Annotated in this window: 15 protein-coding genes; 9 read left to right on the top strand and 6 right to left on the bottom strand. The window is 70.9% G+C overall.

The genetic code is table 11. The features are described from left to right. The first annotated feature begins 57 nt into the window (after nt 1-57). Nucleotides 58-1,311, top strand: a complete 1,254-nt coding sequence (locus ACWC0C_RS00545; RefSeq protein ID WP_450860521.1) for an MDR family MFS transporter — start codon at nt 58-60, stop codon at nt 1,309-1,311. A gap of 163 nt (nt 1,312-1,474) precedes the next feature. On the opposite strand, the gene ACWC0C_RS00540 is transcribed toward ACWC0C_RS00545, so the two are convergent. After that, nucleotides 1,475-1,711, bottom strand: coding sequence for a hypothetical protein (locus tag ACWC0C_RS00540; protein ID WP_450860519.1), 237 nt, complete (start codon nt 1,709-1,711; stop codon nt 1,475-1,477). A gap of 212 nt (nt 1,712-1,923) precedes the next feature. Further along, nucleotides 1,924-2,133: a hypothetical protein gene (locus ACWC0C_RS00535; RefSeq protein WP_449197599.1), complete on the bottom strand. Its 210-nt coding sequence runs from the start codon at nt 2,131-2,133 to the stop codon at nt 1,924-1,926. Between the two features lie 514 nt (nt 2,134-2,647). Here ACWC0C_RS00535 and ACWC0C_RS00530 point away from each other — a divergent pair. The 4 genes from ACWC0C_RS00530 to ACWC0C_RS00515 all read left to right on the top strand — a co-directional run bounded on the left by ACWC0C_RS00530 (nt 2,648) and on the right by ACWC0C_RS00515 (nt 4,546). Then, a complete protein-coding gene (locus tag ACWC0C_RS00530; protein ID WP_450860517.1) occupies nt 2,648-2,812 on the top strand; it encodes a hypothetical protein in 165 nt (54 codons plus the stop codon). A gap of 25 nt (nt 2,813-2,837) precedes the next feature. Further along, nucleotides 2,838-3,503, top strand: coding sequence for a DUF2637 domain-containing protein (locus tag ACWC0C_RS00525; RefSeq protein ID WP_449197597.1), 666 nt, complete (start codon nt 2,838-2,840; stop codon nt 3,501-3,503). 175 nt (nt 3,504-3,678) lie between these two features. Then, nucleotides 3,679-3,984 carry a hypothetical protein gene (locus tag ACWC0C_RS00520; RefSeq protein WP_450860516.1) on the top strand — a complete coding sequence of 102 codons (306 nt, stop codon included), beginning with the start codon at nt 3,679-3,681 and terminating at the stop codon, nt 3,982-3,984. Nucleotides 3,985-4,072: 88 nt separating this feature from the next. Then, nucleotides 4,073-4,546, top strand: a complete 474-nt coding sequence (locus ACWC0C_RS00515) for a carboxymuconolactone decarboxylase family protein (protein WP_450860514.1) — start codon at nt 4,073-4,075, stop codon at nt 4,544-4,546. 39 nt (nt 4,547-4,585) lie between these two features. Here the strand turns inward: ACWC0C_RS00515 and ACWC0C_RS00510 are convergent, their stop codons facing one another. Further along, on the bottom strand, nt 4,586-5,011 hold the full coding sequence (locus ACWC0C_RS00510; RefSeq protein ID WP_449197594.1) for a DUF2000 family protein: 426 nt from the start codon (nt 5,009-5,011) through the stop codon (nt 4,586-4,588). 49 nt (nt 5,012-5,060) lie between these two features. Between ACWC0C_RS00510 and ACWC0C_RS00505 the strand changes: the two genes are divergently transcribed. Beyond that, on the top strand, nt 5,061-5,900 hold the full coding sequence (locus ACWC0C_RS00505) for an AraC family transcriptional regulator (RefSeq protein WP_449197593.1): 840 nt from the start codon (nt 5,061-5,063) through the stop codon (nt 5,898-5,900). Here ACWC0C_RS00505 and ACWC0C_RS00500 read toward each other — a convergent pair. Together ACWC0C_RS00500 and mshA are read right to left on the bottom strand one after the other, a co-directional pair. Continuing rightward, a complete protein-coding gene (locus ACWC0C_RS00500) occupies nt 5,872-6,369 on the bottom strand; it encodes a YbjN domain-containing protein (protein WP_449197592.1) in 498 nt (165 codons plus the stop codon). The two genes, ACWC0C_RS00505 and ACWC0C_RS00500, sit on opposite strands and share 29 nt — an antisense overlap. After that, nucleotides 6,362-7,699, bottom strand: coding sequence for a D-inositol-3-phosphate glycosyltransferase (gene mshA / locus ACWC0C_RS00495; protein WP_449197591.1), 1,338 nt, complete (start codon nt 7,697-7,699; stop codon nt 6,362-6,364). The genes ACWC0C_RS00500 and mshA overlap by 8 nt, the downstream gene beginning before the upstream one ends. Nucleotides 7,700-7,910: 211 nt before the next feature. Here mshA and ACWC0C_RS00490 point away from each other — a divergent pair, with 211 nt between their 5' ends. The 3 genes from ACWC0C_RS00490 (at nt 7,911) to ACWC0C_RS00480 (ending at nt 11,549) form a co-directional block, all read left to right on the top strand. Beyond that, nucleotides 7,911-8,696 (top strand): class I SAM-dependent methyltransferase, encoded by a 786-nt coding sequence (locus ACWC0C_RS00490; protein ID WP_450861116.1) that lies wholly within the window; start codon nt 7,911-7,913, stop codon nt 8,694-8,696. Between the two features lie 186 nt (nt 8,697-8,882). Next, the gene (locus tag ACWC0C_RS00485; protein WP_450860511.1) at nt 8,883-9,950 is read left to right on the top strand and encodes an NlpC/P60 family protein; all 1,068 of its coding nucleotides are present in this window, start codon (nt 8,883-8,885) and stop codon (nt 9,948-9,950) included. A 297-nt stretch (nt 9,951-10,247) separates the two neighbouring features. Then, nucleotides 10,248-11,549 (top strand): PP2C family protein-serine/threonine phosphatase, encoded by a 1,302-nt coding sequence (locus tag ACWC0C_RS00480; protein WP_450860509.1) that lies wholly within the window; start codon nt 10,248-10,250, stop codon nt 11,547-11,549. A gap of 23 nt (nt 11,550-11,572) precedes the next feature. On the opposite strand, the gene ACWC0C_RS00475 is transcribed toward ACWC0C_RS00480, so the two are convergent. Then, nucleotides 11,573-11,893: a DUF2516 family protein gene (locus ACWC0C_RS00475; RefSeq protein WP_449197693.1), complete on the bottom strand. Its 321-nt coding sequence runs from the start codon at nt 11,891-11,893 to the stop codon at nt 11,573-11,575. Nucleotides 11,894-11,944: the final 51 nt, after the last annotated feature.

Raw genomic sequence — 11,944 nt, 5'->3', positions numbered from 1 at the left:
TTACTAACGCTTCCAGCGCCCGCACCGGGCGCCCTTCGATCCATGGGGGGTCTTGTCATGTCCGCCGCCCGTCTCAGACGTGCCGCCCGGGAAAGCGTCTCCGGGCTACCCCGCGAGTTCTGGTGGCTGTGGGCCAGCACCCTCGTCAACCGGCTCGGCGCCTTCGTGGCCACCTTCATGGCCCTCTACCTCACCCTGGACCGCGGCTATTCCGCCTCGTACGCCGGTCTCGTCGCCTCGCTGCACGGGCTCGGCGGTGTCGTCTCCTCGCTCGGGGGCGGGGTGATGGCCGACCGGCTCGGCAGGAGGCCCACCCTTCTCATCGCCCAGTCGGCCACGGCCGCCTCGGTCGCCCTGCTCGGCTTCATGACCGACCCCGTCGCCATCGCCGCCGTAGCCTTCCTCGTCGGCATGGCCTCCAACGCCTCCCGGCCCGCCGTGCAGGCGATGATGGCCGACATCGTCCGCCCCGAGGACCGGGTGCGGGCGTTCTCCCTGAACTACTGGGCCATCAACCTCGGGTTCGCCGTCTCCTCCATGGCCGCCGGGTTCATCGCCGAGTACAGCTACCTCGCCGGATTCCTCATCGAGGCCGGGATGACCGCGGTCTGTGCGGCCCTCGTCTTCCTCAAGCTGCCCGAGTCACGGCCCACCGCCACGGCCCGGCACGCCGGCACCGCCGTCAGCCTCGGCACCGTGCTGCGCGACGGGCGGTACATGGCCGTCGTCGGGCTGTCCTTCCTCGTCGCCCTCGTCTTCCAGCAGGGCTCGGTCGGGCTGCCGGTCGCCATGGGCCGCGCCGGGTTCTCGCCCGCCGACTACGGCCTCGCCATCGCCGTCAACGGCATCCTGATCGTCGCCCTGCAGATCCCGGTGACCCGGTTCATCGAGCACCGCGACCCGCGCACCCTGCTGGTCGTCTCCTCGCTGCTCGCCGGCTACGGCTTCGGGCTCACCGCCTTCGCCGGGTCGGTCGGCGTCTTCGCCCTCACCGTCTGCGTGTGGACCCTCGCCGAGATCGTCAACGCCCCGACCCAGACGGGGCTCGTCGTACGGCTCTCCCCGGTGCACGGGCGCGGGCGCTACCAGGGCGTCTACACGCTGTCCTGGTCCGTCGCCGCGCTGGTCGCGCCGCTGATGTCCGGCGCGGTGATCGACCGGCTGGGCGCGCAGTGGCTGTGGGGGACCTGCGCCGTGGTGGGGACGGTCGCGGGCGTGGGGTACGCAGTGCTCATGCGCGGGCTGCCGAAGGAGAGCCCCGCCGCCGCAGCCCCGAGGGCCGACGCAGAGCCCGAGGTCAGCGCCGCCTGACGCAGGACAGGAGGGCGGACCTCACCATCACCCCATGGCATCCGCGCGCATCGCCGGACCACGCGGCTCGGCGAGGCTGAGCGTCCGCGGCGCGTGCAAAGATCCCCGCCCCGCACCGAGAGCATCACGGTGCGGGGCGGGAAATGAAGGAGCGGCCCAGCGGTCAGTTACCAGTGGAGCGATCGAAAATGCCCCCGACCTGGCCGAAACCTGCCCCCTTCGGATCGAAATCGAAATGGGATTTATCGTGAGAGGTGTTCCCGAAGCCGCCTCCGCTGTTGCCCGCGGCGCTACTACCCATACCCGTGTCGTCGTTGCCGCCGGCGAGGGCCTGGGCCGCGCCTCCGAGCAGGACGGCACCGGCGAGAGCGACGGCGGCCAGCGCGGTAGGTGCACGCATGAACGTCTCCTTCGATAGGGAGTGTGCTTGCCGGAGGTATGCCGCCGGCCCCCGTACGAGAAGCGCTGACGTACCCACAAGCACTCGAACAGGCGGCACACATGGCGGCGGCCGCGCCGGCACCCCCACCCGTCGCAGAAGACATGACCGGGCCCCCTACCTGGGAGGTCTCCACCGGTAGGGGGCCGGGCCGGGTACGGCGGTCGGGGTGATCAGACGGAGAGGTTGACGCCGATCTGGTGGGACTGGCCGAGGGCGCCCAGCGCCTCGCCCTGGACGGCGGAGAGCTGCGACAGCACGCCGGCGCTGCTGAGGGTCGTGTTGTCGAGGGTGAGGCCGGCCTCGGGGCTCAGACCGCCGGAGACGTTGTCGAGCTCGGCGTCGGAGATCTCGAGGGTCTGAACCTGGTGAGCGGAGTTCATGGGGAAACTGCCCTTCGCATGGTGGTCCACAGGGGAAAGCGGCCCCGCTGGGGACAGACGGTGGGCCGCGGCCGCGGGCGTACGCCATCCCTTTCAGGACACTCTGGCGGGATCCCGGCGGCGCGAGCGATCAAATCACGGAGTGCGCCGGGCATCCAGCCAACCGGCGTTCACTCCACGCCAGTTGACCGCCCCGGTGACGCATCCGTGCGCACACGGTCACGCTTTGGGGGCAGTTTCTGCACATGCCGCGTCACACAGGCGGGCCACAGGTCTTGCCACCGCCGCGCCGACCGGGACAACTCGGTACCAACGGCACCGCGCGCGCCGCGATTGCGTACGCCCTGTGCAGGTTCCGTTCCGGTTGCGTAGACCATTTAATTCCAGTACTCAGGGAATGAAATTTCTGGGTATTCATAATTGCGCCGAACGCCGCCCCGTTCAGGTGACGCGCATTCCCTCGAATGCACCAAAGCCCACCTCCGGTGGCCGTCGTTAGGTGACCGTGACGCGATTGGACCGGCGCACCGCCGACGATTACCCGACGATCTGGTTCCGCCACGCTGACGACGCGGATCTCACGTCCTGCTCGGACCTGCTCGACGATTTTCTGTCGACAATCAACACCATGGAAAAGGAATATCGGCGGACCATGGCAAGTCTGTATGGAGCTTCCTGAGTGGAGGGACGCGGAGGGTTTACCGATGGACAGGATGCAGCAGGACGCCGGTCTCTACGACCCCACTTGGACCATCCCGGAACCGGACCTCGTGTCGCACGAGTGGGACCCGGTCGAGGAGCTGGCCCAGATGCTGTCCGCCCCGACCGGCACGAACCCCGCCCCCACCCCGCTGGACGTGCCGCCCCCGCGCAGGAACAGCCGCCGACGGCTCCGGCATGAATCCCATCTGCTCGACGGCGGCCGGCGCGTCACCCACATCACTCTCCTGATCGCGGCGGTCTCGCTGTGTGCCGTGGTGATGCTCGTGTGGTCCGTCGCCTATTCCTACGGGCAGCTGCGCGCGATCGCCTCGGCGGTGCTGCCCATGAGACTGGCGCAGTGGTGGCCGCTGACGGTGTACGGGCCGTGGTTCGTGGCAGCGCTTTCCGTCCTGCGGGCCACCGCCCAACGCCGGACCGCCCGGCGCTCCTGGTGCATCGTGCTGGCCGCCTCCGCGATGGCCGTGGGGCTGTGCGTGAGCCATTCCTCCCAGGCGGTGCTCTCGCTGGTGATCTTCGGGATCCCGCCGGTCACCGCCCTGGTGTGCTTCTCGGAACTCGTCGGCCAGCTCTCCTCCAGGAACCGACCCCGGCACGCCGCACACACCGAGCCACTGAATCAACGCGAGGAAGGCCGTGAAGGGCCCTGACGGGCCGCATGGAAAAAGCCCCTTACCGGTGGGTGTGCCGCAGGTAAGGGGCTTGTTGCCGGAATGGGACGGAAGGCGCTCGGCCGTACGAGTGGTTAGTTCGGTGAGCGGTTTTTCAGAATGAATGCCAGGGGTAGCTCGGCGGAGACCCGTTGTCCCACATGAGGTGATACCCATGCGTGCACGCAGAGCCCTGACCATCGCGATCGCCACCCCCCTTCTGCTCGCCACGGTCGGAATGGCCGGCGCGTCAGCCGCCACTCTTCCCACGCCGCAAAAGCCCAAGCCCGAGGAATCGGTCACCTGGTCCAAGCCGGAGGCCCCCAGTACGGACAGCCAGGCTTCCAGTACGCACAGCCATGACAAGAAGCCCGCTGGCGACGAAGCCAAGAAGTCCAGCGATGACGAAGCGGAAGAAGGCCTCCTCGGCACTCTCACCGGTGAACTCGCGGAGCGCATCGGACCAGGCGCGCATGCGTGACCCACGTCACATGCCGCCACGTCACATCCCACCGCGGCGCCCCGTCAAGGAGGTGTAATCACCGGCAACCAGCAACCAGGAGCACCCCATGGACGCTCGTCTGAACCTCTTCACCAACCCGGTCACCGGCAAGTTCTTCAAGTACATCAACTCGGCTGGGAAGGTGATCTCGGACTCGACCCTGCCGGCCGCGACGCAGGAGCTGGTGAAGATCCGGGCCAGCCAGATCAACGGGTGCGGGTTCTGCACCGACATGCACACCAAGGACGCCACCGCCGCCGGTGAGACCGCGCAGCGGCTGCACCTGGTCGCGACCTGGCGGGAGGCCAAGGTGTTCAGCGAGGCCGAGCGGGCCGCACTGGAGCTGACGGAGCAGGGCACCCGGATCGCCGACGCCGCCGGCGGTGTCCCGGACGAGGTCTGGGCGAACGCCGCCAAGCACTACGACGAGGACCAGCTCGCCGCCCTCGTCGCGCTGATCGCCCTGATCAACGCCTACAACCGGGTCAACGTCATCGTCCAGCAGCCCGCCGGCGACTACCAGCCCGGCATGTTCGACTGACCCGGGACAAGGTCCTCAACGACGTCCGGAACAAGGTCCTCACGGATGCATCCGCGCACCCTTGAGGACCTTGTCCACGCCGCTGCGCGGGCCGTACACCGCCAGCCCCACCAGATCCAGCTCCGCGGTCGCCACGGCGCGTACCGCCGCCCGGTTGTCGCGGTCGTTGCCCGTCGTGAACAGGTCCGAGGTGAAGACGGCACGGGGCAGGGCACGGCTCAGTGCCCTGCCGTGGGCCGCCTTCAGGGTCTCCTTCGAGCCCTCGAAGACCAGCACCGGCTGGCGGAACATGGGGAGGTACGACACCCCGTCCGCGTCCTCGTACGGCTCGCCGATCACCTCGGGGACCGTCGCGCCCAGGCCGCTGACCAGGAACGCGGTGACGTTGAGCCGCTGCCAGGGCTCCAGGTCCGCGCGCAGCAGTACGGCGATCTTCGTGTCGAAACGGATGGGTTCAGCGCTCATGGAATGAGACTGCCGACCGCCGTACGACGCCGTCTTGTACGTTCTTTGCATGGCCGCCCGGCAGGAAGGCAACCGGCACGAAGGCAACCGGCAGGAAGTCAGCGCGTGGCGCCCCCGCGTCCCGGGCGTCACCGAGGTCTTCCACGCCCGCTTCACCGAGTACGCCTACCCGATGCACGTCCACGACGACTGGACGCTGCTCATCGTGGACGACGGGGCCGTACGGTACGACCTCGACCGGCACGAGCACGGCACCCCGCACGACACCGTCACCCTGCTCCCGCCGCACGTGCCGCACAACGGCTCCCCCGCCACCCCGGACGGCTTCCGCAAGCGGGTCGTCTACCTCGACACCAGCCGTCTCGACAGCGATCTCATCGGGCGCGCCGTCGACACGCCCGATCTGCGGGACGCCGTACTGCGGCTGCGCGTCGGTCAGTTGCACTCCGCTCTCGCCCGCCCGGGCGACGAACTGGAGGCGGAGAGCAGGCTGAGCCTCGTCGGGGAGCGGCTGCGGGGGCATCTGCGGCGGACGGCCCCACCGGCGCACCGCGCGGATCCCGTTCTCGCCCGTTCGCTGCGGGAGCTGCTCGACGCCCGGGTCGTCGACGGCGTCCTACTGGAGGAGGCCGCGCGGCTGCTGCACGCCCATCCCGCCCATCTGGTACGGGCGTTCAGCGGCGCCTACGGCATCGCCCCGCACCAGTACCTCATGTCCCGCCGGGTCGGGCGGGCGCGACGGCTGCTGCTGGACGGGCTGGCGCCGGGCGAGGTGGCCTCGGCCACCGGCTTCTACGACCAGGCCCATCTCACCCGGCACTTCAAGAAGCTGGTCGGGGTGACACCGGGGCGTTATCGCATCAGTGCGGGCGCTCGATCAGATGCCTGAACGCGTCCAGGTTGCGGGTGGACTCCCCCCGGGACACCCGCCAGGCGTACTCCTTGCGGATCGAGGAGGCGAAGCCCAGCTCCAGGAGGGTGTTGAAGGCGCCGTCGGCCGCTTCCAGGACCTGGCCGAGGAGGCGGTCGATCTCGTCGGGGGTGACGGAGGCGAGGGGCAGGCGGGCGGTGACGTAGATGTCGCCGAGGCGGTCGACGGCGTAACTCACGCCGTACAGCTTGAGGTTGCGCTCCAGGAGCCAGCGGTGGACGCCCGCCTCGTTCTCGTCGGGGTGCCGGACGACGAAGGCGTTCAGGGAGAGGGAGTGGCGGCCGACGAGGAAGGAGACCGTCGTGGACAGCTTGCGCGTACCGGGCAGCTTGACCACGTAGTTCCCGGGCTCGGGGCTCTCCCACTCCAGCTCGGTGTCCTTCAGGACACCTTCCAGGACCTGCCCGGCCCTCTCGACATCACCCATGGTGGGAGCGTACGCGACGGCGGTGCGACTGGGTCGCGGCCATGTAGGCGTCGGCAGTCTCGGCGGCCGCCCGGTCCCAGCCGAAGGACTGCGCGTGCCGCGCGGCGGCCCGGCCCATCCGGTCGGGGAGTTCCGGCTCGTCGACGAAACGGCTCAGCACGCGCGCGTAGTCGGCGGGATCGTGGCCGTGGACCAGGAACCCGGTGTCGCCGTCGCGTACGGCCACCGGGAGGCCGCCGACCGAGGCCGCGAGCACGGGCGTGCCCGCCGCCTGCGCCTCTATGGCGACCAGCCCGAAGGACTCGCTGTAGGACGGCATGACCAGCACGGACGCGGCCCGGAACCAGTCCGCGAGCTGCTCCTGGCCGACCGGCGGCCGGAACCGTACGACATCCGCGACACCGAGCCGCGCGGCGAGCTTCTGCAGCCCCTCCGGCTTGGCGAGCCCGCTGCCGCTCGGGCCGCCGACGACCGGGACGAGGATGCGGGAGCGCAGCTCGGGCCGCTCGTCCAGCAGCACCGCCACCGCGCGCAGGAGGACGTCCGGGGCCTTCAGGGGCTGGATGCGGCCCGCGAAGAGCGGGATCAGGGCGTCCTGCGGCAGGCCGAGGCGGGCGCGGGCGGCGGCGCGGCCGTCGGCGGGGCGGAAGCGGTCGAGGTTCACGCCCGGGTGGACCACGGCGACCTTGGCGGGGTCGGCCGTGTAGTGCCGTACCAGCTCGTCGGCCTCCTCCGCCGTGTTGGCGATGAGCCGGTCGGACGCGGCGACGATCTGGGTCTCGCCGATGACCCGGGCGGCGGGCTCGGGGGTGTCGCCGTCGGCCAGGTTGGCGTTCTTGACCTTGGCCATGGTGTGCATGGCGTGCACCAGCGGCACGCCCCAGCGCTGGGCGGCGAGCCAGCCGACGTGGCCGGAGAGCCAGTAGTGGGAGTGGACGAGGTCGTAGTGGCCGGGGCGGTGACCGGCCCAGGCCTGCATCACGCCGTGCGTGAACGCGCACAGCTGGGCCGGGAGGTCCTCCTTGGCGAGACCCTCGTAGGGGCCCGCGTCCACGTGCCGGACGAGGACGCCGGGCGCCAGCTCGACCATGGGTGGCAGACCGCCCGCCGTGGCCCGGGTGAAGATCTCGACCTCGATGTTGATCGCGGCGAGCCGCTGGGCCAGCTCCACGATGTAGACGTTCATGCCGCCGGCGTCACCGGTGCCGGGCTGGTGGAGCGGGGAGGTGTGCACCGAGAGCATGGCGACCCGGCGGGGCCTGCGGTGCAGCCGGAGCCGTGCCGCGGCCGCCGGGGAGCGTCGCCCGAGCCTGCTGACGTACTGGCTCACCTGGCGGTCCTCTCCTCGCTGCGGGCATGCCGGACGGAGGACCGACCTCGCCCTCCAAGGAGGTCCAACAGCGACGAGGGCTGCGCCATTTCCCGGCCAAGGGGCTTTGCCCAATCATTACCTTCGGTGGGGCGCCCCACCGACGCGCGGGGCTGTGTCCGACGCGCTCGCTTACCCTCGTACCGTGATAGCCCGCGCAGCGCCCCGCCCCGTGGGAAACGTGACGCGCGGGACCACGAACCCCAACCGGCTCCGCCGCATGGACCGCTGGATAGCCGCCACACACGGCGGCGAACTGCGGCGCGCCGACGACCCGCTGGCCATCGACCTCGGTTACGGCGCAGCTCCCTGGACCGCCGTAGAGCTCCTCGGGCGCCTGAACACCGTCGCGCCCCGCGCACGCGTCGTCGGCATCGAGATCGAACCGGCGCGGGTCGCGGCGGCGAAGGCGTACGAGCGGCAGGGCCTGACCTTCGCGCACGGCGGCTTCGAGGTGCCCGTGTCCGGGCGGCCGGTGCTCATCCGGGCCGCCAACGTGCTGCGCCAGTACGACGAGACGCAGGTCGCCGCCGTCTGGGAGCGGCTGTGCGCGCGGCTCGCCCCGGCCGGCGGCGGCTCGCGCGGCGGGCTGCTGGTCGAGGGGACGTGCGACGAGATCGGGCGGCGGCACGTGTGGGTGGCGCTCGGCCCGGAAGGGCCGCGTACCGTCACCTTCGCCACCCGGCTGGGCTCGCTGCAGCAGCCGTCCGACCTCGCCGAGCGGCTGCCGAAGGCGCTGATCCACCGGAACGTACCCGGCGAGCCGGTGCACGCCTTCCTGCGCGACTTCGACCGCGCCTGGGCCGCCGCCGCGCCCTACGCCTCCTACGGCGCCCGTCAGCGCTGGCTGCGCGCGGTGCGGGACCTGACGGCCGACTGGCCGGTGACGGACTCCCCGGCCCGCTGGCGGCAGGGCGAAGTGACCGTGGCCTGGGCGGCCTTGGCACCGCAGGGCTGACACCACCCGCGCGCGGGCGGTGAGACGGAACGGATCCCGTGGCTCGTTCGTCACACCGGCGGGGAGATCGTCATGCTGGGCGGTTCAGGGGGGAACTCCTCCCCCTGTCGTTTTGTGGCGCAACGTGACACCATCCCCGGGGCACCGTAAGTTACTGACGGTAAATCAGCTTTGGGGGCATGTGTGATGGGCTGGGGCAAGCGCAGCATCCTCTCGGCCGCCGTGACCGTGGTCTGCGCGGTGACCGTGCTGGGCGCGCCCGGCACGGCCTTCGCCGACCCGGAGCCGACCCCGAGCGCATCGCCGACTCCCGCACCGGGCAAGGACCTTGAGAAGGTCCGCGAGAAGCTCGACAAGCTCTACCACGACGCGGCCGTCGCCACCGACGCCTACAACGCGGCGGAGGAGAAGGCGAAACAGCAGTCCGCCGAGATCGTCGCGCTGGCCAGGAAGATCGACGAGGGACAGCAGAAGCTCGCCAGACTCAAGGACCAGGCGGGCGCGGCCGCCCGCGAGCAGTACCGCACCGGCGGCATGCCACCCACCGCCCAGTTCCTGCTCAGCGACGATCCCGGGCAGGTCCTGGAGGGGGCCGGACTGGTACTCCAGGGCCAGCGGGCGACGAAGTCGCTGATGAGCGAAGTGACCAGCACCCAGGAACAGTTGCAGGCCTACGCCACCGACGCCGCCGACCGGTGGAAGAAACTGGACGCCGAGAGCCAGGCCAAGGCCGCCGCGAAGAGGAAGATCCAGCAGCAGATCTCCGCCGCCGAGAAGCTCCAGTCCGAGCTGGAGAAGAAGGACAGGGAGCGGCTCGCCAAGCTGGAGGAGCAGGACGCGCTGAAGGCGCAGACCGCCTGGCTGGACACCGGCATCCTCAAGAGGATCCACGGCAAGGCGTCCGCGCAGGGCGAGAAGGCGGTCGCGTTCGCCTCCGACCAGCTCGGCAAGCCGTATGTGTGGGGCGCCGAGGGCCCGAAGTCCTACGACTGCTCCGGCCTGACCTCCCAGGCCTGGGCCGCGGCCGGCCACCCCATCCCGCGCACCTCGCAGGAGCAGTGGAAGCAGCTCAAGCACGTCGACATCAAGGACATGCGCCCCGGCGACCTCATCATCTACTTCGACGACGCCAGCCATGTCGCCATCTACATCGGCGACGGCGCGATCATCCAGGCCCCGCGCCCCGGGCGCACGGTGACGATCGCGGGCGCCGGTTCGATGCCGATCCTGGGCGTCGTACGACCCGACGCGTAGGCCTCACGGCCGGGGCGCGGGGGCGGTGCGGGGCAATCCCCGTGACCCACGTCATGTGACCCACCGCACCGCCAACCTCCGCCCAAACCCGGGCCGGACGTGAGCTTCGTCATCCCCCGCACCGGGGCACCCTGTCCAACTGTCGTACGGAACGCGGCATATGACAGCGGCCTGCGCGGGAGCGACGCCGCTCACACCATTCCATCGGGGCGGTCGATGCCGCTATGGTCACCCGTCGGTGGCTTCGAGACCCTCGGTGCCGCCGTGCCCTCGGGGGGAGGGAAGGAAACCAAGACGATGCCCGTACCCGTACCGCGGCAGAGAGCGATCCCGGCCGTGGAGAGTGGTCAGGCGCAGGCCGCCACCGCAGTCGGCGGCCCCCTCAAGGAAGAGGCCCACCGCGACGCCACGCCCACCAGCGGCACCGGCGCCACTCTCACCCTGCTGCTGATCGAGGACGATCCGGCCGGTTCGCCGATCGTGCCCGACCTGCTGGACTCGGCCGGCAAGCCGATCCGCGTGCGCACCGCCCGCAACCTCACCGAGGCCGAGCGGCTGCTCACCGACGACGTCCACTGCATCCTGCTGGACCTGGCGCTCCCGGCGCCGGGCGGCAGCGACACCGACGACGAGCTGGCCGTGCTCAAGCACGTGCTCCGGCTCGCGCCCCGGCATGCCGTGCTCGCGCTGACCGCCTCCGCCGACGCCGAGCGCGGCGCCGAGGCCGTGCGCGTCGGCGCCCAGGACTACCTCTTCCGGGACGAGCTGGACGGCCGGCTGCTCAGCCGCGCCATCCGCTACGCGGTGGAGCGCAAACGCTCCGACACCGCCGAGCGGCGCCTGGCCGAGGGCCGGCTGCGCGCACAGGAGAACCGCCGTCTGGAGCGCGGGCTGCTGCCCACGCCCCTGCTGGAGGGCTCCTCGCTGCGCTTCGCCGCCCGCTACCGCCCCGGCCGCTCCCGGGCGCTGCTCGGCGGCGACTTCTACGACGCCGTCCGCACCCCCGACGGCACCGTGCACGCCATGATCGGCGACGTCTGCGGCCACGGCCCGGACGAGGCCGCGCTCGGCGTGGAGCTGCGCATCGCCTGGCGGGCGCTGACGCTCGCCGGGCTGTGCGGGGACGAGCTGCTGAGCACGCTGCAGGAGGTGCTGGAGCACGAGCGCGCCGACGAGGAGATCTTCGCGACGCTGTGCACGGTGGACATCGCGCCGGACGGCCGGAGTGCGGGCCTGTGCCTGGCCGGGCACCCGGCGCCGCTGGTCGCCCGACCGGGCCGGCCCGCCCGGCTGCTCCCCTACGACAACAACGGCCCCGCCCTCGGCCTGCTGCCCGGTGCCCGCTGGCCCCGGATGCAGGTGGAACTGGGCGCCGAGTGGAGCCTGATGCTCTACACCGACGGCCTGATCGAGGGCCGGGTCGGCGAGAGCGGGGAGCGGCTGGGGCAGGACGGGATGGTGGCGATGATCCGCCGCCAGCTCTCCGAGGGTTTGCGGGGTGAGGGGCTGCTGCGGGCCGCGGTGAGTGAGGTGCGGGACCTCAACGGTGGGGAACTGACCGACGACGTCGCGGTTGTCCTGCTGGATCGGACGCGGTGATCGGGGTCTCGCCGTAGCGCCTTCTAGCGGCCGCCGTTCCAAGGGCCGTACGGACCGTCGCTGCTGCTCCCCCGCCCCCCGCGGCGACGGAAGCCCCTGCCGCCTGAGACCTGCTGGAGCGCGGGACGTACGTCCACGAAGAAGACGATCGTGGCTACCAGACCCGCGAGCTGCAGGAACAGCCAGGGCACGAACAGGTTCACCGCGACCGCGACGCCCAGGATGATCAGCCAGAACCCCTTGTTCTGCTTGTCCGCGGCGCGGTACGCGTCCTCGCGGTAGATCGCGGCCATCACGAACGCCACGATGGCGAACGCCAGCATGGCGGTGAAGATCAGCCACATCACTCCGCCGATTGCCGTCGTCAGCACAATGCCCACCACCTGATTCGACTC

This window comes from Streptomyces sp. NPDC001709 (genome assembly GCF_053596375.1).
The sequence above is the reverse complement of the archived record's forward strand: the minus strand, read 5'-3'. Positions and strand labels throughout refer to the sequence as shown.